The sequence below is a fragment of the Nocardioides deserti genome, from assembly GCF_014266025.1.
Taxonomy (GTDB): domain Bacteria; phylum Actinomycetota; class Actinomycetes; order Propionibacteriales; family Nocardioidaceae; genus Nocardioides; species Nocardioides deserti.
Genome location: NZ_JACMYC010000001.1, coordinates 675810 through 696395, shown reverse-complemented (window position 1 = coordinate 696395; position 20586 = coordinate 675810). Strand labels below are relative to the sequence as shown.

General features: G+C 73.5%; 21 protein-coding genes. 7 read left to right on the top strand and 14 right to left on the bottom strand.

The window, feature by feature from the left end:
• Nucleotides 1-14: 14 nt before the first annotated feature.
• Together H7344_RS03365 and pepN are read right to left on the bottom strand one after the other, a co-directional pair.
• On the bottom strand, nucleotides 15-848 hold the full coding sequence (locus tag H7344_RS03365; RefSeq protein WP_229706763.1) for a formate dehydrogenase accessory sulfurtransferase FdhD: 834 nt from the start codon (nucleotides 846-848) through the stop codon (nucleotides 15-17).
• Nucleotides 845-3292, bottom strand: a complete 2448-nt coding sequence (pepN, locus tag H7344_RS03360; RefSeq protein WP_186344561.1) for an aminopeptidase N — start codon at nucleotides 3290-3292, stop codon at nucleotides 845-847. The genes H7344_RS03365 and pepN overlap by 4 nt, the downstream gene beginning before the upstream one ends.
• 153 nt (nucleotides 3293-3445) lie before the next feature.
• Here pepN and H7344_RS03355 point away from each other — a divergent pair, with 153 nt between their 5' ends.
• Both H7344_RS03355 and H7344_RS03350 read left to right on the top strand, forming a co-directional pair.
• Nucleotides 3446-5170 (top strand): SpoIVB peptidase S55 domain-containing protein, encoded by a 1725-nt coding sequence (locus tag H7344_RS03355; protein ID WP_186344560.1) that lies wholly within the window; start codon nucleotides 3446-3448, stop codon nucleotides 5168-5170.
• 222 nt (nucleotides 5171-5392) lie between these two features.
• Entirely contained in the window at nucleotides 5393-6118 is a 726-nt protein-coding gene (locus tag H7344_RS03350; RefSeq protein WP_186344559.1) for a hemerythrin domain-containing protein, read from the top strand.
• On the opposite strand, the gene H7344_RS03345 is transcribed toward H7344_RS03350, so the two are convergent.
• Genes H7344_RS03345 through H7344_RS03335 form a run of 3 tightly spaced genes read right to left on the bottom strand, consistent with a single transcriptional unit; the run spans nucleotide 6008 to nucleotide 8391 of the window.
• Nucleotides 6008-6310, bottom strand: coding sequence for a hypothetical protein (locus tag H7344_RS03345; protein WP_186344558.1), 303 nt, complete (start codon nucleotides 6308-6310; stop codon nucleotides 6008-6010). The two genes, H7344_RS03350 and H7344_RS03345, sit on opposite strands and share 111 nt — an antisense overlap.
• A gap of 19 nt (nucleotides 6311-6329) precedes the next feature.
• Complete coding sequence (locus tag H7344_RS03340; protein ID WP_186344557.1) at nucleotides 6330-7448, bottom strand: putative manganese transporter; 1119 nt, start codon at nucleotides 7446-7448, stop codon at nucleotides 6330-6332.
• Between the two features lie 25 nt (nucleotides 7449-7473).
• Complete coding sequence (locus H7344_RS03335; protein ID WP_186344556.1) at nucleotides 7474-8391, bottom strand: manganese catalase family protein; 918 nt, start codon at nucleotides 8389-8391, stop codon at nucleotides 7474-7476.
• Nucleotides 8392-8639: 248 nt separating this feature from the next.
• Between H7344_RS03335 and H7344_RS03330 the strand changes: the two genes are divergently transcribed.
• Both H7344_RS03330 and H7344_RS03325 read left to right on the top strand, forming a co-directional pair.
• Entirely contained in the window at nucleotides 8640-9404 is a 765-nt protein-coding gene (locus H7344_RS03330; RefSeq protein WP_186344555.1) for an AfsR/SARP family transcriptional regulator, read from the top strand.
• A 22-nt stretch (nucleotides 9405-9426) separates the two neighbouring features.
• Nucleotides 9427-9630: a hypothetical protein gene (locus H7344_RS03325; protein ID WP_186344554.1), complete on the top strand. Its 204-nt coding sequence runs from the start codon at nucleotides 9427-9429 to the stop codon at nucleotides 9628-9630.
• Between the two features lie 99 nt (nucleotides 9631-9729).
• Here H7344_RS03325 and H7344_RS03320 read toward each other — a convergent pair whose 3' ends face one another.
• Nucleotides 9730-10728 (bottom strand): NADP-dependent oxidoreductase, encoded by a 999-nt coding sequence (locus H7344_RS03320; protein ID WP_186344553.1) that lies wholly within the window; start codon nucleotides 10726-10728, stop codon nucleotides 9730-9732.
• Between the two features lie 112 nt (nucleotides 10729-10840).
• On the bottom strand, nucleotides 10841-11125 hold the full coding sequence (locus H7344_RS03315; RefSeq protein WP_186344552.1) for a Fe-S cluster assembly protein HesB: 285 nt from the start codon (nucleotides 11123-11125) through the stop codon (nucleotides 10841-10843).
• Between the two features lie 108 nt (nucleotides 11126-11233).
• Between H7344_RS03315 and H7344_RS03310 the strand changes: the two genes are divergently transcribed.
• A complete protein-coding gene (locus H7344_RS03310; protein ID WP_229706766.1) occupies nucleotides 11234-12148 on the top strand; it encodes an oxidoreductase in 915 nt (304 codons plus the stop codon).
• Nucleotides 12149-12215: 67 nt separating this feature from the next.
• A complete protein-coding gene (locus H7344_RS03305; RefSeq protein ID WP_186344551.1) occupies nucleotides 12216-12626 on the top strand; it encodes a hypothetical protein in 411 nt (136 codons plus the stop codon).
• Here the strand turns inward: H7344_RS03305 and H7344_RS03300 are convergent.
• Genes H7344_RS03300 through H7344_RS03280 form a run of 5 tightly spaced genes read right to left on the bottom strand, consistent with a single transcriptional unit; the run spans nucleotide 12610 to nucleotide 15862 of the window.
• Complete coding sequence (locus H7344_RS03300; protein WP_186344550.1) at nucleotides 12610-13278, bottom strand: peptidylprolyl isomerase; 669 nt, start codon at nucleotides 13276-13278, stop codon at nucleotides 12610-12612. The genes H7344_RS03305 and H7344_RS03300 overlap by 17 nt on opposite strands.
• Before the next feature lie 23 nt (nucleotides 13279-13301).
• On the bottom strand, nucleotides 13302-14357 hold the full coding sequence (locus H7344_RS03295; protein WP_186344549.1) for an alanine racemase: 1056 nt from the start codon (nucleotides 14355-14357) through the stop codon (nucleotides 13302-13304).
• Between the two features lies 1 nt (nucleotide 14358).
• A complete protein-coding gene (locus H7344_RS03290; protein ID WP_308423293.1) occupies nucleotides 14359-15183 on the bottom strand; it encodes an aldo/keto reductase in 825 nt (274 codons plus the stop codon).
• Between the two features lie 11 nt (nucleotides 15184-15194).
• Complete coding sequence (locus H7344_RS03285; protein ID WP_186344547.1) at nucleotides 15195-15644, bottom strand: hypothetical protein; 450 nt, start codon at nucleotides 15642-15644, stop codon at nucleotides 15195-15197.
• Complete coding sequence (locus H7344_RS03280) at nucleotides 15641-15862, bottom strand: hypothetical protein (protein WP_186344546.1); 222 nt, start codon at nucleotides 15860-15862, stop codon at nucleotides 15641-15643. The genes H7344_RS03285 and H7344_RS03280 overlap by 4 nt, the downstream gene beginning before the upstream one ends.
• A gap of 45 nt (nucleotides 15863-15907) precedes the next feature.
• On the opposite strand from H7344_RS03280, the gene H7344_RS03275 reads away from it, so the two are divergent.
• Nucleotides 15908-16666, top strand: a complete 759-nt coding sequence (locus tag H7344_RS03275) for a sortase domain-containing protein (RefSeq protein ID WP_186344545.1) — start codon at nucleotides 15908-15910, stop codon at nucleotides 16664-16666.
• Nucleotides 16667-16691: 25 nt separating this feature from the next.
• Here the strand turns inward: H7344_RS03275 and H7344_RS03270 are convergent, their stop codons facing one another.
• Both H7344_RS03270 and H7344_RS03265 read right to left on the bottom strand, forming a co-directional pair.
• The gene (locus H7344_RS03270) at nucleotides 16692-18134 is read right to left on the bottom strand and encodes an MFS transporter (RefSeq protein ID WP_186344544.1); all 1443 of its coding nucleotides are present in this window, start codon (nucleotides 18132-18134) and stop codon (nucleotides 16692-16694) included.
• Nucleotides 18135-18322: 188 nt separating this feature from the next.
• Nucleotides 18323-20584, bottom strand: coding sequence for a catalase (locus H7344_RS03265; protein ID WP_186344644.1), 2262 nt, complete (start codon nucleotides 20582-20584; stop codon nucleotides 18323-18325).
• Nucleotides 20585-20586: the final 2 nt, after the last annotated feature.

The following is a 20586-nucleotide window of genomic DNA, read 5'->3' as shown; positions in this document are numbered from 1 at the left end:
ACGCCGGGGGTGGCTCAGGTGTAGCGCACGCAACGCCGCGCGGAGGTGAAGCCGTAGAGGACCAGGCCCGCCTCGCCGGCCAGCTTCGCCGACAGGCTCGTCGGCGCGCCGACCGCGGCGAGGGCGCCGACACCGGCGGCCAGCGCCTTCTGCACGAGCTCGAAACCGGCCCGGCCGCTGACGACCATCACCGCCTCGGCCGGCGGGTCCCCGGCCAGCACCCGGGCGCCGGTCACCTTGTCCACCGCGTTGTGGCGGCCGACGTCCTCGCGCACCACGAGCGGCTCGCCCGCGGCGGTGAACAGGCCGGCCGCGTGCACCCCGCCGGTGCGGTCGAAGACGCGCTGCTGCTCGCGCAGCACGTCCGGCAGGCGGCGTACGACGTCGGGTTGGGGAAGGTCGCCCGTCCAGTGCGCCGCGGCGCTCACGGTGAGCGCCGAGGCGACCGAGTCCTTGCCGCAGACCCCGCACGCGGAGGAGCCGGAGCCGAGCGTGTCGTGGCGGTGACCCGGGTCGAAGAGGGGCGGGGCGTCGAGGGTGACGGTGACGACGTTGAACTCCTGCTCGGGCGACAGGTCGGTGTCGGTGCAGTAGGCCACGCTCGCGACATGACCCGTCCCGCGCACCAGACCCTCGTGGACCAGCCAGCCCGCCGCCAGCTCGAAGTCGTGGCCCGGCGTGCGCATGGTGACCCAGACCCGCCGCGCGGGCGAGCCGGGCCAGGCGAGCCGGATCTCCAGCGGCTCCTCGGTGGCGAGCCGGTCCTCGTGGCGGCGCTCGCCGGCCTCGGTCAGCTCGCGCACCTTCGCCCGGACCGTCGGTCCGGGGCGACGCGGTCGGTCGATCACGCCGGGTAGGCCTTGCGGACGGCCAGCCGGCGCTCGAGCTCGTCGACCTGGTCGACGACGCGTCGGCGGATCGAGGCGTCGAGCCCGTCGAGGTCCAGCAGCGTCCGGACCGAGGCGAGCGCCTCCTCGCGCAGCGAGGTGCCCGGGAAGAACGCGTCGGCCGCGTCGGCCAGCACCCAGCCGCTCCGGGCTCCGGCGGTGGCGGGGAGGTCGGCGACGTACCGGTCGACGTAGGCGTCGGTCAGGTGCTCCTGGCCGACGCGCCACATGCCGTGGCCGGCCGCGGTGAGCTCGTAGTTCGGCACGTCGACCTCGCCGGTGAAGCGCTGCCAGGCGAACTCCTTCGCCTCGGCCGTCGGCAGCGACGCGCGGGCGCGGGTGTGCTCGACCCGTGCCGTCGCGGTCGGCTCGGCGTCGAGGGCGGCCTCCAGCTCCACGACGTCGGTCGCGCCCAGCACGGCCAGCCGGACGAGGATCGCCCAGCGCAGGTCGAGGTCGACCTCGATGCCGTCCGGCACGGCGCCCCGGAGCCACTGGCGCAGCGCGTCGGGCTCGGCCGAGGAGGCGACCGCGGCCTGGAACGCCGAGAGCTGCAACGTCGACCCGGGCTCGGTCGTCGCGACCTTGCGCAGCACCGCGCGGTGGACCCGCTCGAGCGACCCCTCGGCGGCGAGGGGGATGACCTTGCCGAGCACCCAGGGGAGCGTGGCCGACACCGCGTCGTCGCTGTCCTCGACTCCGAGGCCCGCCTCGAGCAGGTCGACCACGTCGGCGGGGGAGACGGCGGCGTTGTGGAAGGCGCTGCGCACGTTGTTCCAGACCCCGGCCCGGAGCAGGGCGTCGTCGGTGGCCGGCAGCAGCGTCTTCAGCGCGGCGACCGTGGTCGCGTCCGGCTGCACGAGCGCGAAGGTGTCCTCGAAGGGGTCGAGCAGGACGGCGGTGCCCTCGGCCACGTCGTACGGCGTCTCCGGGCTGTCCACCGGCAGCGACGAGATCGCCCAGCCGGCGCCGGGCGCGGCCGTCGCGACCCGGAACGTGTGGGAGCGGTCGGCGGGGTGCTCGGCCGGGGGAGTGCGGCGGACGACGCCGGCGGCCCGGTCCAGCACGATGGTGTCCGGCCCGGCCGTGCGCAGCCAGTTGCTGGTGAAGGCGGACAGGTCTCCCGCGCCGGCGCCCTCCCAGCTCGCGAAGAGGTCGTGCATCGTGGCGTTGCCGAAGCGGTGGCGGGTGAAGTGGTCGATCGCCCCGGCGAAGAACACCTCGTCGCCGAGCGTGGCGTTGAGCTGCTTGAGGATGCTCGAGCCCTTGGCGTAGGAGATGCCGTCGAAGTCCTGCAGCGCGGCGGTCGCGTCGAGCGCGCCGTTGCCGGCGACGGGGTGGGTGCTGGGCCGCTGGTCGGCGACCAGCCCCCACTGGCGGCGGGCGTAGGCGTGGTGGGTCCAGGCGTCGCTGTACTCGGTGACGTCGGCGGTGACCCGGTTGCCCATGTACTCCGCGAACGACTCGTTGAGCCACAGGTCGTCCCACCACCGCGGCGTGACGATGTTGCCGAACCACTGGTGCGCCATCTCGTGCGCGACCGTCGTCGCGCGGCGGATGCGCGCACCGCGGGTGACGCGCGAGGAGAAGACTAGCGGGTCGCGGAAGGTCACGCAGCCGGGGTTCTCCATCGCGCCGGCGTTGAACTCCGGCACGAACGCCTGGTGGTAGTCGCCGAACGGGTAGCGGATCCCGAAGAGGCGGTGGAACTCGTCGAAGCACTGCCGCGTCATCGTCAGCAGCTCGTCGGCATCGGCCTCGAGCGCGCCGGCGAGGCTCTGCCGGGCGCTCAGGCCCAGCGCGATGCCGTCGTGCTCGTCCCGGACGAGGTGGTAGGGGCCGGCGACGAGCGTGACGAAGTACGTCGAGAGCGGCTGCGTCGGGCCGATGTGCCACAGGCCCGGCTCGGGGCTGGTGGCCGGCGCGTTGCCGACGACCGTCCAGTCGTGCGGGGCGAGCACCGTGACGGTGTAGGGCGCCTTGAGGTCGGGCTGGTCGAAGCAGGCGAAGACGCTCGGGGCGGCGTCCATGAACGACATGCCGTAGACGTAGTGCCGCCCGTCGGCGGGGTCCACGCTGCGGTGCAGCCCCTCGCCGTCGTTGCGGAAGCGCATCGTCGCCTCGACGACCAGCTGGTTGGGGCCGGACACGGTCTCCAGCGGCACCCGCCCGCGGTCCAGGACGTCCGGGTCGAGGGGCGAGCCGTTGAGCACGACCCGGTGCACCCGCACCGGCTTGAGGTCGACGAACGTCGGCCCGCCGAGCGAGTCGAAGTGGATCGTCGTGGTCGACGCGAAGGTGGCCTCGTCCGCGGCCAGGTCCAGGCGGACGTCGTACGACTCGATCGTCAGGAGGGCCGCGCGGGCCTCGGCCTCGGTCCGCTGCAGGCTCCGGTAGGTGCTCACGGCGCCACCCTACGGAGCGGCCCGTCACCTGTTCCGGGGAGATCGTGACCCGATCGCGACGACCTCCGGCGCGTGAGCAACCAAACCCGGCGCCGCGGCGTCGTAGGTTGCAGCGAGCGTGATCACGCTCCCACGTCCGGGAGGAAGCCCCACATGACCACCACACGACGCCGGGGCCCTGCCCTGGTCACCCTGACCGCCGCGGCCACCGCCGCCACCGGCCTCCTGCTCGGGACGACCGTCGTGGCCGGCCCGGCCACCTCGGCCGAACCGGCGGGCGACTGCACCCCCGCCTTCCCGGTCGCCGAGCTCGAGACGGGCGACGCCGTCACGGGCCTCACCGTCACGCGCGGCACCACCCCCGAGCCGTTCGCCGGCGAGGTCCTCGGCATCCAGGAGGACGGCATCGGGCCGGACCTCGACATGGTGATGGTCGAGGTCGACATGCCCGCCGTGGAGAAGGCCGGCATCTGGCAGGGCATGTCCGGCTCGCCGGTGTACGCCGCCGACGGCCGCCTGATCGGCGCGGTCGCCTACGGCCTGTCGTTCGGTCCGTCCCCGGTCGCCGGGATCACGCCGTTCGAGGACATGGACGACTACCTCGCCGAGGCGCCCGCCCGGATCCGTATCGGCAAGGCCACCGCCGCCCGGATCGCCCGCGCCACCGGCGTCACCCGGACGCAGGCCGCCCAGGGCTTCCGCCAGCTGCCGATGCCGGTCGCCGTCTCCGGGGTGCGCGCCGAGCGCCTCGCCGCCACCGAGGACCGCCCCTACCTGCCCCGCGGTGCGCAGGCCGCGGGCGTCGGCACGGCCGCGGCCGCCGGGCCCGAGACCTTGGTCGCCGGCGGCAACATGGCGGCCTCCCTGTCCTACGGCGACGTCACCCAGGCCGGGGTCGGCACCGCGACCTCGGTGTGCAACGGCCGCGTGGTCGGCTTCGGCCACCCGATGTCCTTCGAGGGCGAGACGACGATGAGCCTGCACCCCGCGTCGGCCATCTACGTCCAGGAGGACCCGGTCGGGCCCGGCTTCAAGGTCGCCAACCTCGGCGCCCCGGTCGGCACCGTCTCCGAGGACCACCTCACCGGGATCACCGGCTTCCTCGGCGCCCTGCCGCGCGCGACCACGATTACCAACACCACGACGTACCAGGACCGCACCCGCACGGGCACCACGATGAACACCGTCGACAGCGCGGCGGCAGGCACGACGTACTACCAGATCGTCGCCAACCACGACCGGGTCGTCGACGCGCTGATGCCCGGCTCGGAGACGCTGAGCTGGACGATCCGCGGCACCGACGTCGACGGGTCGGCCTTCGAGCTGTCCTTCGACGACCGGTACGCCTCGGAGTACGACATCTCCGGCGAGGTCGGCTACGAGCTCTCCGACCTCGTCTATGCCCTGACCCGGATCGAGGGCGTCTCCGTCGACTCGGTGACCAGCGAGTCGGTCGTCAGCGACGACAGCTCCACCTACCGCGTGCGCGGCGTCCAGCAGAAGCGCGGCGGGACGTGGATCCCGCTCGGCAAGGGCGAGCGCGCCGAGGCCAAGGCCGGCTCGACGCTCGTGCTCCGCGCGGTCCTCGCCGGCGCCGAGGGCCTGACGTACGTGCCGCTCACCATGAAGGTCCCGGCCTCGGCCGCCGGCATGAAGGGCCGGCTCGCGGTGCAGGGCGGCGGGTGGATGTACGGCGGCGGCAACATCACCTCCGTCGCGAAGGCCGAGAAGGTCGTCGCCGGCATGATCCGCAACGACGAGGTCGAGGTCGAGCTGACCCTGGACAAGCGGCGCAAGCACGTCGAGCGCACCAAGGTCGTCGGCCCCGCCGACCGGGTCGTCCTCGGCTCGAAGCGGGTCCGCGTCGTCGTCCGCTGACACCCGCTTGTCCTGCGTCGGTCGCTAGCCGGGTGCTTGCCCGTGCTTGCGGACGACGCGGCATGTAACGGACCGTTCGACGCTCTACCTGCACGCTGCAGCGTGCAGGTAGAGCAGTGGACGGTCCGTTACAAGCGCCCGCGCCCGTCGCCGCTAGCAGCCGGCAAGCGGGCGCGGGGCAGGTGGCGACTGGCCCGGGTGGGGGCGGGTACTCCACAGGGCATGACGTCGATCGCACACCAGTCCGTGGCCGAGCTCGGGGGCGAGTGGAGCATCCTGAACCGTCAGCGCCGCGACCACGTCCGCCTCGACGAGCTGCTCCACCAGCTCGAGGGCAGCGAGGGTCAGGAGCAGCGGGCGGTGCTCCGCGAGATCAACCGGCTGGTCTTCCCGCACGCGTTCGCCGAGGAGTCGGTGCTCTGGCCGGCGCTGCGCCGGATCCTGCCCGGCGACGAGGGGGAGCGGCTGACGCTCCAGGTCGAGCAGGAGCACCAGGAGGTCAACCACCTGGTGGTGCAGCTCGACTCCGAGGAGCCGAGCGAGGAGGAGCGCCGGCCGGTCATCGAGCGGCTGATCGAGGTGCTGCGCGAGGACGTCCGCGACGAGGAGGACGAGCTGCTCCCGCGGCTGCAGGAGCTCGTGCCACCCGCGCAGCTGCGCGCGCTCGGCCTCGCGTGGGAGGCGGTACGCCGTACCGCACCAACGCGCCCGCACCCCACGGTCGCGCGGCGGCCACCCGGCAACGCCTTGGCCGGTCTGCCGCTGACCGTCATCGACCGCTCCCGCGACGTGCTCGACCGCGGTGCGGAGAGGTCCACCGTCCCCACCGCGCGCCGGCTACGCGGCCTGAGCCAGGCCCTGGCCGGGATCGCCGGCCGGGTCGAGCGGGTGGGCGTCATGCGGGTCGGCGAGGACCCCAGCACCTCCGTGGACGACCCACGCGCGTAGGGCCACCACGGCGAGCACGGCCGCGGCGGCGACCAGCGCCGCCGGGGTGCCGGTGGCGGCGCCGAGCACGGCGGCGACCGCCGCGAGGAGCAGGTGGAGCCGGGTCGTGGAGAGCGGCACGACGCTGGCGCGCGGCCGGGCGGCGACCAGTGGGATGACGGGCGGCGTGACGGGCGGGACGAGGTGGGACATCGGTGTTCCTCCGGTCGGTTCAGGTGAGCACGAGCAGGAGCGACCCGACGAGGACCGCCGGGATCGTGGTGAGCACGGTCGCGAGCAGCGCCGAGCGGTGCTCCATCGCAAGGAGCGGGATGAGCGCGTCGCCGTCCTGGCTGATGGTGTTCGCGACGAGGGTCGACAGCGGCATGCCGCCGGCCAGGAACAACCCGGCGAAGACGATCTGCACGGCACAGCCGGGGATCAGCCCGACCAGCGCGCCGACGACGACGCCGGCGAAGCCGAGCACCGGCAGCTGCGAGCCGTCGAAGCCGGTGAGGTGCGTGAGCAGGGACCACGCGAGGTACGCGATGGCGACCCAGACGGTCACGAACGACACCTCGTCCGCGCCCTTGGCGAGCACCTGCTGCATCGACGTCGGCTCGCCGTCGACGGTGTCGTCGGCCAGCTTGCAGCCGTTGCGCAGGAAGAAGCCGACCGCCAGCACCGAGCCGACCAGACCGATCGCCAGGTAGGGGTCGACGCCACCGAGCAGCGCGTTCCCCAGCTCGGCCGGGTCGACCAGCTCGAACGTCGCCGGCAGGCTGACCGTCGCGCCCGCCCCCAGCAGCAGCCACATCAGGGCGGGCAAGGTGGCGGCCTCCATCAGGACGGTACGCCGCCGGGCCGGCGCGGCCGCGGCCGCGCCGGGCGTCGGCACCGGCACGGGCACCGGGGCCGGTGCCGCGGCCGCCGGGCGGGCGACGGTGTCGACGCGACGTCGCGGGGCGATGCCCGCAGCGTCCACGACGTACCCCGTCGCCGCGCCCGTGGCGACCAGCAGCACCTTGAGCTGGAGCGTCAGCACCGGGTCGGCCGCGAGCAGCACCCACGACGCGTCGCCCATGGTGGCGACGAGCGCGGCGATCGCAGCGCCGTAGCTGACGGCTCCTCGGGCGTAGACCGACATCACGATGATCGCGCCGCCGCAGCCCGGCGGGACCGTCAGCAGGGCGGCCACCAGCGGACCCAGCCGGCGGTGACGCTCCAGGGCGTCGTCCAGCCGGTGGCCCCACCGATGGCGCGCCCAGCCGAAGGGCACCACCAGGAGGGCGACGAACACGCCGACCTCCATGAAGGCGTCGGCCAGCGGGCGCAGCAGCAGCTCGGTCATCGGTCCGGTCTCCGAGGTTCGTCGCTCACTCGCCGGTGAGCTTCTCCTTGGCCTTGTGCAGCAGGTTCTCGGCGCCCTGGCCGTAGGCGCCGGCGGCGTTGCCGGGCTTGCCGGGGCCCATGCTGCCGTCGTAGGTCGCGAACAGCAGCGGGTCGGGCGCCGGCACCTGCTGGACGTCGTCGGTCAGCGCGACGCCGGGGGAGAACTGGATCTCCTTGTCGCCGATCAGCGTGGTGCCCTGGGCCCAGCGGCCCTCGGCGGCGGTGCTGCCCTCGTGGAAGCTGTAGAACGTGCGCCCGGGCTCGTCCTTCTCCTCCGCGGCCAGCGAGTCCTCGATGCCGTCGGTGAAGCCGTCCTCGATGAGCTGCTCGATGCCGAGCAACCACTGCTGCTGGTGGAAGGTGTCGCGGGCGAGGTTGAACTGGAGCATGTCCTTCACGCCCGGGTCGTCGGTCATCTGGTAGACCCGCGCGGTCTGGAGCCGGCTCTGCGCCTCGGCCGACACGTTGCTGCGGAAGTCGGCCAGCAGGTTGCCGCTGGCGACGATGTAGCCGCCGTTCCACGGCACGCCCTGGCTGTTGGTGGGCATCGCGGCGCCGCCGGTGACGATCGCGTGCTGGACGTTCTGGCCGCCGAGCACGGCGGCGAGGGCCGGGTTGGCGGCGGCGGCCTCGGCCTGGGTCTCGGACGGGGCGCCCTCGAGCAGACGGGCCATCATCGTCACGAGCATCTCGACGTGGCCGATCTCCTCGGTGCCGATGTCGAGGATCATGTCCTTGTACTTGCCGGGGATGCGGCAGTTCCAGCCCTGCCAGAGGTACTGCATCATCACGGTCATCTCGCCGAACTGACCGCCGACGAGCTCCTGGAGCTTCGCGGCGAAGAGGGCGTCGGGCCGCTCCGGCTTCGCCGAGAACTGCAGCTCGCTGGTGTGTCGGTACATGGGTCGCGCCTTTCGTCGTGGGTGCCTCCGCAGCACCCGGTGAGGAGCACGCTCCCGGCCAGCCGTGATCCCGCCGTCCGCGACGGCGTACGCCGCCACGCCGTCGCCGGCGTGGCACCCGCCGTCCGCGCCGGCGTGCACCCTCGCGTCGCCGATGCGCCCCCGTCGCGTCGCTGTCGCGTCGCCGTCGCGTCCCTGAGGCGTCTCCGTCGCGTCAACGGCGTCCGGAAATGCCCCAGGGGGTGTGGATGAGAGCCGTGCTCAAGGGAACTGCCGGGGGCATGGACCTGACGCCGGCGCCGCAGCTGCGGTTGTCACTCATCGGCGGCTTCTGTCTTCACTTCGGTGAGGACGAGCTCGACGTCACCCGGCCGGCGCAGCGACTGCTGGCGCACCTGGCCGTCGTGCACCGGCGTGCGAAGGTCCCACGAACGGCGCTCGCGGAGCGGCTGTGGATGGACGCCGAGCCAGCGCGTGCGACGGCGAGCCTGCGCACGGTGCTGTGGCGGCTGCCGCGGCCGCGGGGCCGGACGCTCGTGCAGTGCACGGCGACCGCGGTGCGGCTCAGCGGCGATGTCGTCGTCGACCTGTGGGAGGCCGAGCAGGCGGCGCACGAGCTGCGCGAGGGGCTGCGGCCCGGAGCGGAGCGCGCTCGGCTGTGGCGCGAGGACCTGCTGCCGACGTGGCGCGACGAGTGGCTCGATGTCGAGCGGGAGAGCTACCGGCAGCTGCGGCTGCACGCGCTCGAGCGTTCCTCGGAGGTGCTGCGCGCGGACGGCCGGCACGAGGAGGCGCTCGGCGCGGCGCTCGAGGCGGTGCGCTCCGAGCCGCTGCGCGAGAGCGCCCACCGCCGCGTCGTCGAGGTGCACCTGGCCGAGGGCAACCACGCGGAGGCGCTGCGGCAGTACGACCACTACCGCCGGCTCCTCGCCGACGAGCTCGGCCTCTCGCCCTCCCCGGTCATCCGCCGGCTCGTCGGGTCGATGCTGGGGCGGCCCCTCGACAGCGCCTGAGGCGCGGGCGAGACTGGGCGGCATGGACCTCGGGCTCGCCGTCGCTCTCATCGCCGGCGCGGCCGTCCTCGCGCTGGCCGGGCTGACCGCGGTCGGCGAGCGCCGCCGCGGTCACGGCCCGGGCGTGGCCCTCGTCGCCGGGTTGTTCTTCCCGGTCACCTGGGTGGCGTGGTACCTCCGTGACGAGCCGGGTCCGCGAGCCGCCGGCGGGAGTCGTCTCCCCTAGGTATGCAGGCGAACCGTCACTTCCCAGGGTGAGCTCACCGTGGGGGGTGACGGTCCAGCGACATACCTGGAGGAACCGACACCCAGGTCCAGAGCCAGGTCAGAGCCGGACGAGCATCTTGCCGATGTTGTCGCCGCGGTGCAGGCCGAGGAACGCGTCGACGGTGCTGTCGAGCCCCTCGGTGAAGGTCTCGCGGTGCTTCACCTTGCCCTCGGCCACCCAGGCTCCGGCGCGGGCGTAGAAGTCGTGGGCGGCGTCGCCGTGGTCGGTGACGATGAAGCCGCGCAGGCTGATCCGCTTCTGCACGACCATGAACATGTTGCGCGGGCCCGGGGTCGGCTCGGTGTCGTTGTACGACGCGATCGCGCCGCAGGCGGCGATCCGCCCGAAGTCGGCCATCCGCTGGATGGCCGCCTCGAGGTGCTCGCCGCCGACGTTGTCGAAGTAGACGTCGACCGGCCCGTGCTCCTTCAGCTGCGCGGCGACCGGGCCGTCGTGGTAGTCGAACGCCGCGTCGAAGCCGAGGTCCTCGGTCAGCCAGCGCACCTTCTCCGGGGACCCGGCCGAGCCGACGACCTTGCTCGCGCCCAGCTCGCGGGCAACCTGGCCGGCCACCGAGCCGACCGCGCCCGCGGCACCTGATACGAAGACCGTGTCGCCCTCCTGGACGGGGGCGATGCGGGTGAGCCCGACGTACGCCGTGAGCCCGGGCATGCCGAGCACGCCGAGGTAGGCGCTGGCCGGGACCTGGGAGACGTCCACCTTGCGGACCTGGTCGGCCGGCAGCAGGGCGTGCTCGCGCCACCCGGCCTGGTGCAGCACGGTGTCGCCGGGGGAGAAGCGGTCGTCGCCGGAGGCGAGCACCTCGCCGACCGCGCCGCCCTCGAGCGGGGCGTCGAGGGCGAACGGCGGGACGTAGGACTTCGTGTCGTTCATCCGCCCACGCATGTAGGGGTCGACCGAGAGGACGGTGTTGCGGACGAGGACCTCGCCCGGGCCGGGGTCGGCGAGCTCGGTGATGACGGTGCGGAAGTTCTCCGGCACCGGCCAGCCGGTGGGACGGGAGGCGAGGTGGATCTCTCGGGTCGTCGTGGGCATGACGCCGATCCTGCCAACCCGGTGGTGGCCGCGCCCGGCCGGGGACGCAGCGGGGATGCAGCAAGGCCCCGACCGTGGCGGTCGGGGCCCTGCTGGGAGTGCCGGGGTCGCGTCAGGCCTGGAGGCCCAGCGCGAACTCCACCTTGCCGGTCGGGTCCACGGCGGCGTCGAGCACCTTGTCATCGAGCATGACCGCGGCCGCCTCGTCGAGGTAGACCGTCGCGCCCGACTGCTCGACCACCTGGTCGCCCGGCTCGGCGGCCGGGGCGGCGGTGACGGCGAAGGCCGGCTCCGTCGCGCTCTCGGAGGTGATGCGCAGGCCTGCCGTCTCGGGCTGCCCGGGCTGGGTGGAGATGTCCTTCACGATGGTGCTGGCGTTCTCGGTGAGGGTGAGCACAGCTCGCCTCCTCCAGATCGTGTGCAGGTCCCGACCCACCGTTCCCGACACGTCGCCCTCGCACAAGTCGGGCCCGGGGCCCGGGCGTGTCGTGGCAGGCTGACGCCCGTGCCGAAGCTGCCCGAGATCCACCGGACCCGCGTGCCTCGCTGGCGGGAGGTGCCGCCGCAGGACGGCCGCCGGTTCGTGGTGACGGGGGCGAGCAGCGGGATCGGGCTCGAGGTCGCGCGGGCGCTGGCGGGGGCCGGTGGCCAGGTCGTGCTCGCGGTGCGCGACCGGGCGAAGGGGGAGCGGGTGGCTGCGGACCTGCCCGGCCGGGACGAGGGCCGCGTCGAGGTGCGTGTGCTCGACGTCGCCGACCTGGCCTCGGTGCGGGCGTTCGCCGACGACCTCGACCGCGTCGACGTGCTCGTCAACAACGCCGGGGTCCTCGGGATGCCGTTCGGCCGCACCGCCGACGGCTTCGAGACGACGCTGGCCACCAACCACCTCGGCCACTTCGCGCTGACCAACCTCCTGCTGCCGCGACTCACCGACCGCGTGGTGGTCACCGGCTCCCGGGCGCACCTGCACGGCGACCTCGACCCGGACGACCTCGGCTGGGAGCGACGCACCTACCGCCCCTACGCGGCGTACGCCGCCTCGAAGCTCGCGAACCTGCTCTTCCTCGCCGAGCTCCAACGGCGGCTGACCGCGGCCGGCTCGACGCTCCGCGCGACCGGCGCCCACCCCGGCTCGACGGCCACGGCGATCACGGCGAGCTCCGGCAACGCCGTGCTCACCTGGGTCGGCTCCTGGGGCCACCGGCTCGCCGGCATGCAGCCGTGGCAGGGCGCGCTGCCGACGTTGTACGCCGCCACCATGGACGTCCCGGGCAACACCTACGTCGGCCCCCACGGTCCCGGTGAGATGCAGGGCTGGCCGACCACCGCCCGCCGCGCCCCCGCCGCTCTCGACCCCGACCTCGCTCGCCGGCTCTGGGAGCGCTCCGAGGAGCTGACCGGCGTGCACTTCCCGCTGTAGCCCGCACGTCGCCGGCCGGCCTGCGACGAGGGGGTTCGCCTACGACTCGCCGGGTAAGAGCCGTCGCATGAAGTGGTGGACGGTGTTCTTCCCGCTGTACGTCGTGGCGTGCGCCTGGTCGGTCGTCGTCGACGCGATGTTCGGCGACCTTCCGTCGTACGCCGCAGGACGGTGGGTGGTCTGGGGCGTGACCGTGGTCGCGGTGCCGGCGGCCTGCGCCGCGCTCCTGCAGCGCGTCGAGCGCCGACAGGCAGGGACGGGACGCGAGCCGCTGTTGGTCGTGAGCCCGGTCTTCTGGGCGGTCGCGCTCGTGGGCATCGCCCCGGCGGGCACCGGAGCCGTCCTTCGCGGGTCGTGGCCGTGGGGGAGCCCGAACCGCGCCGTGCTCGCGGTCGGCGGCATCGCGGTGCTCGCCCTGGCGGGCACGCTCGCGCAGGTCCTCCTGGCGCGGAGGCGGCGGGTCAGTCCGCGATCGTGACGGAGGAGATGTCGACGGCCTCGGCGGGGGTGACGCCGTCGGGGCCGTTGCCGGCCTTCGCGACCTCCTGGACGGCCTCGAGGCCGGCCTCGTCGACGGTGCCGAAGACGGTGTACTCCGGGGTCAGCGGGGTCTCGCCGTACACGATGAAGAACTGCGAGCCGCCGGAGTCGGGGGCGGCCGTCTTCGCCATGGCGAGCGTGCCGTCGGGGTAGGTCTCGTCGCCGGTGACCTCGTCGTCGATGGTGTAGCCGGGGCCGCCCATGCCGGTGGCCGTCGGGTCGCCGCACTGCAGGACCTGGATGCCGGCGGCCGCGGTGGTGAGCCGGTGGCAGGTGGTGTCGTCGTAGTAGCCCTGCTCCGCGAGCGACACGAAGCTGTTGACGGTGCACGGCGCGGCCTCGGCGTCGAGCTCCAGGCCGATGTCGCCGATGTTGGTCGCGATCGTCCCGGACACGGTGCCGCTGACGGTCGCCTGGCTGGGCGGGAGGTCGACCTCCTTGGCCGCCTCCTGGCCGTCCTCGCGGTAGGTGCAGCTCGGACCGTCGCCCTCGGGCGCGTCGGAGGCGGTGGATCCCTCGTCGTCGCCGCAGGAGGCGAGCAGCGAGACGGCGGCGAGCGTGGCCAGGACGGCGAGGGGGCGCTTGAGCATGGCGCCGATCGTAGGCGGCGGGCTCAGCAGTTCAGCCCACGGGCCGCGACCGGCCAGGCGCGCAGCGCACCGGCCTCCTCGACCCACAGGTCGTCGACGAGGTTGACCGCGGAGCAGACGTGGTTGGGCACGACGTCGACCTGGGTGCCGAGCCGGGGGAGCGGGGCGCCGGCCATGTCGACGACGGCGCGGTTCTCGGCGAGGAGCACGATGCGGGCGTCGGGGTACGCCGGCAGCCGGCCGTGCCCGGTCGACCAGCCCGCCCGGTCGGCACCGAGCACCTTGCTGCCGGCGTCGAGCACGGCCCGGCCGCCGCTGTGGCTGATCACGGTCGACCGGCAGCTCAGCGCGATCCGGTCGGGCGTCGTCGTACCGAGCTCCCACTGCTGGGCGTCGCCGAAGACGTAGACACCCGGCCGCAGCTCGGTGACGACCGAGGTGTCGGTGTGCGCGGAGGTCGGGGTCGACCCGCCGCTCACCACCCGCACCTCGATCCCGGCGGCCTCCACCGACGCCCGGGCGGCGGCGAGGGCGGCGGCCTCGTCCCGGGCGGCCGACTCGGCCGCTCCCGGCGCGTAGGAGTGGCCGGGGAACGTGAACACCCCGCGCACCTCGAGCCCGGCGCGGACCGCGGTCGTCGCGACCGCGCCGGCCTCCTCCGGGGTGGCTCCCGTGCGGTGCTGGCCGCTGTCGATCTCGACCAGGACCTCGACCGGCGTGCGGCCGAGGAGCCGGCCGGCATTGGCCGCCGCTGCCGCCGAGTCGACGGCGAAGGCGACGCGCGCCTTCTCGGTCAGCTCGCGGACCCGGCCCGCCGCGCGCTCGTCGAGCCAGAGCGGATAGGCGATGAAGACGTCCTCGCAGCCGTGTCGGGCGAACAGCTCGGCCTCGCCGATGGTCGCGACGGTGATGCCGACGGCCCCGTGGACGAGCTGGAGCCGGGCGATCTCCGGGCTCTTGTGCGTCTTGACGTGCGGTCGGAGCGCGACCTGCTGCGCCGCGGCGCGCTCGGCGACGACCCGCACGTTGCGCCGCAACCGGTCGAGGTCGACGCACAGGTAGGGGGTCGCCGCCGGCACGTCACATCTCCTCGTGCGTGTCCGGGTCGCCGTCGAAGAGCCGCCCGTCGGGTCGGCCGAGCGCCGTGATCGCTGCGACCTCGTCGTCGGCGAGCTCGAAGTCCAGGACGTCGAGGTTCTGCCGCTGCCGCTCGGGCGTCGCCGACTTCGGGACCGGCACGTTCCCGAGCTGGAGCTGCCAGCGCAGGATCACCTGCCCCGGCGTCACGCCGTGCCGCTCGGCCGCCTCCGCGACCGGGGGCTCGTCGAACGGCGCCTGCCGCTTGCCGAGCGGGCTCCACGACTCGGTGCGGATCCCGAGCCGCTCGTGCACCGCGCGCATCCCGACCTGCGGGAAGTACGGGTGCAGCTCGACCTGGTTGACCGCCGGGGTAACGCCCGTGGCGTCGATGACGCGGAGCAGGTGCTCCTCGGTGAAGTTGGAGACCCCGACGGTGCGGACGAGCCCCTCGGCCCGCAGGTCGACCAACGCGCGGTAGGCGTCGACGTACCTGCCCACGCGCGGGTTCGGCCAGTGGATGAGGTGCAGGTCGATCCGGTCCAGCCCGAGCGCGTCGAGCGACCCGCGCACGCTGGCGACCGCGTCGTCGTACGCGTGCGCCCGCCCCGGCAGCTTGCTGGTCACCACCAGCTCCTCGCGGGGCACGCCCGAGCGGCGGATCGCCTCGCCGACCTCGCCCTCGTTGCCGTAGTTCACCGCCGTGTCGATCAGGCGGTAGCCGGCCTCGATCGCCGACTGCACGGCGGTGACGCACTCCTCGCCCTTCAGCGGGTAGGTGCCGAAGCCGATCGCCGGCAGCGTCGTGCCGTCGTTCAGCGTGTGCACCGGGAGGCCGCTCACTTGTCGGGAGGGGTCTCGGCGGGCGTGGCCTCGTGGTGGGTCGCGCCGTGGGTACGGCGCTCCTCCTTCATCTCGGCCTCGTACAGGTGGCGGCGGCCGCCGACGAGCGCCTCGCGGGCCTCCCGCTCGACGTCCTTGAACGCCGCGTAGTAGGTGTCGTCGTACGCCTCGACGATCTGGAACGTCCAGCGCCCCTCGATCACGTTGCGACCGATGATCTCGGTGCGGACCTTCTCGGCGAGCTCGGTGTGCCCCGCCTTCTGCAGCAGGTCGACGGCGTCGCCGGCGGTGAGGTCGGCGGTGCCGCTCATCCGGTGGAAGTTGTAGAGGAACCCCCGAGCCGCCTCGACCGCCTCGAGCGCCTCCGACAGCTTCCCGAGCGCCTCGACGGTGGCGTCGGTGACGCCGTCCGGCCGGGTGTGCCGCTCGTCGGGGCCGCTGGTCAAGACAGGACGCTCTTCGCGTCGACCACCCCGTGGCGGGACTCGATGGCGTCGGCGAGCTTGGCGATCTCGTCGTCGCTGAGCTCGATGCCGACCTCGTCGGCGCCCTTGCGCAGCTCCTCGGCGACGGTGCCCTCGGTCGCGCCGTCCTGCCAGGAGGAGACCCGGTCGACGATGATCTGGACGGCTTCGTTCTTCTCGTTGGCGTTCTGCTCGGTCATGCGCGACCTGTACCCACCTGCCCGCCGCCCACCTACGCTCGTTCCATGGCCCTCACCCGCCGGACCGGCCCCGCCCTCGTCGGCGCGATCGTCCTCGGTGCGGGTGCCCTGACGGGGTGCTCCGACGGCGCGTCGGCGGGCTCCGAGGCCCTGGGATCGACGTCCACCCCCTCGCCGTCGGCGGCGTCGAGCCGGTCGACCAGCCCGACGCCGACCCCGACGCCGACCCCGACAGCGACCACGACGCCGGATCCGTACGTCGCGAGCGACGGCCGGCCACGTGCGGCGACCCTCGCGGTGCCCGCGATCGGGCTCGCCGGCCTCGAGGTCGTGCCCTACCGCGGGTGGACCGACGACGCCCCGGGCACGGCGATCCAGGACAGGGGTGACGCGGCCAGCCCGCACGGGCCGCGCGGCGGCATCGGCCCCGGCGGGATCGGGAACTACCAGGTCACCGCGCACCGGCTCTCGTCGACCCGCGCCTTCGAGCGGCTGCCCGAGCTCCGGCGCGGGGACGTGGTGCACGTCGAGGCGGGCGGGGTCCGCTACACCTACCGGGTCACCGCGACCCGGGAGACGTCGTTCCGCTCGGCCGCGTCGCTGCGGGCGCAACGGGCCGCCGTGCCGGGACGGCCCGGGGAGCGGCCCACGTGGCCGATGATCACGCTGTCCACGTGCGCGACCCCCGAGGACCACGCCGTCGGCAACTACTGGTCGGACCGGTTCGGCAACCCCGAGCACCGCATCGACAAGATCGGCGTGCTCGTCCGCAGCCGACCGCTGGGCCGGGCCGCCCGCGGCTGATCCCGCCCCGCGCGGCGGGTGGCCGTCAGCCGGCGGCGACCCCGGCAGCCTCCGGATGCTCGACGACGGTGTCGTCGACCTTGCGCCGCGGGATCGTCGCCGCGATGGCGACCCCGACGAACGCGGCGACCGCGCCGACGAGGAAGCACAGCCGGAACGCGTCCTCGGTCGGGATCTCGAAGCCCCGGCCCATCGGCGTCGTGTTGCTGGTCAGCAGGGTGCCCATGACGGCGGCCGCGACGGTGGTGCCGACCGAGCGCATGAGCGCGTTCAGGCCGACCGCTGCGCCGGCCTCGCGCGGCGGCACCGCGTCGAGGATGAGGGTCGGCATCGCGGCGTACCCGATCCCGACGCCGGCGGAGAGGATGCAGGAGACGAGCAGGAGCTGCCAGGGGGCATCCATGAGGACGTACGCCACCAGGTAGCCGGCACCGAGCACGGCGGCGCCGATCATCAGCGTGATCCGGGCGCCGATGGTGGCGATGAGCCGGCCGGAGACCGGCGCGAACAGCATCATCACCAGGCCGCCGGGGGCCATCCACAGGCCGGCGGCGAGGACCGACTGGCCCAGGCCGTAGCCGGTGGCCTCGGGCAGCTGGAGCAGCTGGGGGACGACGATCGCCTGCGCCATCATGCCGAAGCCGATCGCGACCGCGGCGACGTTGGTCATGAGCACCGGCAGCTTGGCGGTCGCGCGCAGGTCGACCAGCGGCTCGGCCTGGCGCATCTCGAAGGCGCCCCAGACGAGGAGGACGACGACGCCGGCGACCATCGCGCCGAGGGTGCGGGCGTCGCCCCAGCCCCAGGTGGTCGCCTTGGAGACGCCCACGAGGAGCGACACGAGACCGACGGCGAGGCCGATCGCGCCGACCCAGTCGAACCGGCCGGGCGCCCCGTCGTGGATGTGCGGGATCGCCAGGGCGGTGAGCACGGTGATGAGCGCGGCGAGCACGGTGGAGACCCAGAAGAGCGCGTGCCAGTCGCCGACCTCGACGATCCAGGCGGACAACGGCAGCCCGATCGCGCCGCCGACGCCGAGCGTCGCGCTCATCGCTGCCACCGCGCTGCCGGCCATCTGGGGCGGCACGATCTGGCGGATCAGCGAGATGGCGACCGGGATGAAGCCCATGGCCAGGCCCTGCAGCGCCCGGCCGGCGAGGACGGGGACGAGGGTCGAGGAGAGCGCGACGAGTGCCGAGCCGACCACGAGGAGGGCCGCGCTGGCGACCATGACCCGCTTCTTGCCGAAGAGGTCCGCGAGCCGGCCGGCGATCGGCATCGCCACGGCACCGGCGAGCAGGGTGACCGTGACGACCCAGGCGGCGTTCGCGGCCGAGGTGTCGAGCAGGCGCGGCAGGTCGCTCTGGATCGGGATGACCAGCGTCTGGGTCAGCGCGGCGGTCAGGCCGCCGGCGCAGAGGACGGCGATCGCGAGACGCGGGTTCGGCGTCCGGGTGGGGCTCGGCACAGGTGTTCCTCTTCGGTCGGTGAGGTGCCTACCGTAAAGATGATTGCCTTCGACAACCAACTACTCGTGATGTGATCCCGGCCGCACACCACTTCTCCGGGGAGTCCTGCACATACCGGGGCGAATCTGCCCCGGGATGTGCAGGGGTCACCGGTGAACCGGTGACCCCTGCACGCGGACGGTGCGGCTCAGACCGCCGTCGGGAACCGGTCCCAGACCCGGTGGAAGGCCATCTGCTCCGAGACGCCGGTGAAGACGTCGGCGGGGGAGTCGCCGGTCACGATGCCCGCGTCGTCGGCCGCGATGCCGGCCCCGTCGAGCGCGGTGACGCCCTCGCCCCAGGCGCCGATCACCTTGGCGTGGCGGTGGCACTCCTGGACGAGCAGCGCGACGCGCGGGTCGAGCGCGGGGGAGCCGGGCGTGCCGGCCTTGGCGTCCCGGTTGGTGAGCGCGTCCGGCGCCGGCTTCGGGGCCCCGGCCAGCAGCAGCACGTCGACCTCGACCGAGCGGCCGGTGGCGAAGGTGCGCTGCACCGGCATGCCCCCGATGGTGCCGCCGTGCGGCCCGAAGACCAGCGGCACCATCCCGGCGCCGTGGATCGTGCGGCGCAGCGCGTCCACGCCGCTGAGGTCCCCGTCGGGGTCCACGACGATGCCGACCATCCGGCCGTCGGGCGGGAACGGCCCCTTGACCTGTGACAGCGCCGGGCTCGGCTCGAGGTCCTCGAGCGGCACCGTCGGCTCCGGCGCGGGCAGGCCCAGGCCGGTGGCCACCTCCTGGCACAGCACCGGGTCGATGTTGGCCAGGCTCTGGAGCTGGCGCTCCTTGACGGCCTGCTCGTAGCACTTGCCGAGCTCGAAGGTGTAGGCCCGGATGATGTGCTCCTTCTCCACCGGCGTCATCGACAACCAGAACTGGCGCACCTGGCTGTAGTGGTCGTCGTACGACGCCGGGTTGGCACGCACCTTGGTCGCCTCGGAGACCTTGACCGCCGCCTCGACGAACGCGCGGGTCTCCTCGTCGGAGAGGTCCGCACCCGCGGCGAAGGGGCAGCCGCCGTCCAGCGAGTTCGGCTTGTACGGCGCCACGCCGGAGTGCACCGCGTGCTGGTGGAAGCCGTCGCGGAACATGTCGTTGGTCGGCACGTGCGGCCGGTTGACCGGGATCTGGTTGTAGTTCGGGCCGCCGAGCCGGGACAGCTGGGTGTCGACGTAGGAGAAGAGGCGCGTCTGCAGCAGCGGGTCGTCGGTGACGTCGATGCCCGGCACCAGGTGGCCGACGTGGAAGGCGACCTGCTCGACCTCGGCGAAGAAGTTCGTCGGGTTGGCGTTGAGCGTCAGCTTGCCGATCGGCTGCACCGGCGCGATCTCCTCGGGCACGATCTTGGTCGGGTCGAGGAGGTCGATGCCGGCGAACATCTGGTCCGGCTCGTCCGGGAAGACCTGGATGCCGAGCTCCCACTCGGGGTGCGCGCCGGCCTCGATGGCGTCGTAGAGGTCGCGGCGGTGGAAGTCGGGGTCGATGCCGCCGACCATCTGCGCCTCCTCCCAGGTGAGGGAGTGGACGCCGAGCTTGGGCTTCCAGTGGAACTTCACGAGCGACGTCGCGCCCTCGGCGTTGATGCACCGGAAGGTGTGGACGCCGAAGCCCTCCATCATCCGGTAGGAGCGCGGGATGCCGCGGTCGGACATGTTCCACATCGTGTGGTGCTGGGCCTCGGTGTGCAGCGAGACGAAGTCCCAGAACGTGTCGTGCGCGCTCTGCGCCTGCGGGATCTCCCGGTCCGGGTGCGGCTTGCCGGCGTGGATGACGTCGGGGAACTTGATGCCGTCCTGGATGAAGAAGACCGGGATGTTGTTGGCGACGAGGTCCCAGTTGCCCTCCTCGGTGTAGAACTTCGTCGCGAACCCGCGGGTGTCGCGCACGGTGTCGGCCGACCCGCGCGAACCCAGGACGGTGGAGAACCGCGTGAAGACCGGGGTCTGCTTGCCCTTCGCGAACAGCCCGGCCATCGAGACCGACTCCGCGGTGCCGTAGCCCTCGAAGACGCCGTGCGCGCCGGCGCCGCGGGCGTGGACGACGCGCTCGGGGATGCGCTCGTGGTCGAAGTGGGTGATCTTCTCCCGCAGGTGGTGGTCCTGCAGCAGCGTCGGGCCGCGACTGCCGGCCTTGAGCGAGTGGTCGGTGTCGCGCAGGCGGGTGCCGGTCGAGTTGGTGAGGTACGCCGACTGCTGGGCGCGCGCGGTCGGCGGCGCGCCCGTCTGCGCGCCGGTCGCGGTGCCGGTCGCCGGCGCGCCCTGGTCGGGCTTGGGCGGCAGCGGCGGCTTCGGGGCGGTCGGCTCCTCGACCGTGGCGGGCGCGGGGCCGGGCGCTCCCGGGACCGTGACGTCGAGCAGGCCCTCCAGCTTGTCCTTCGCGGCCTTCGCGGCGTCCTTGGGGTTCACGTGCATGC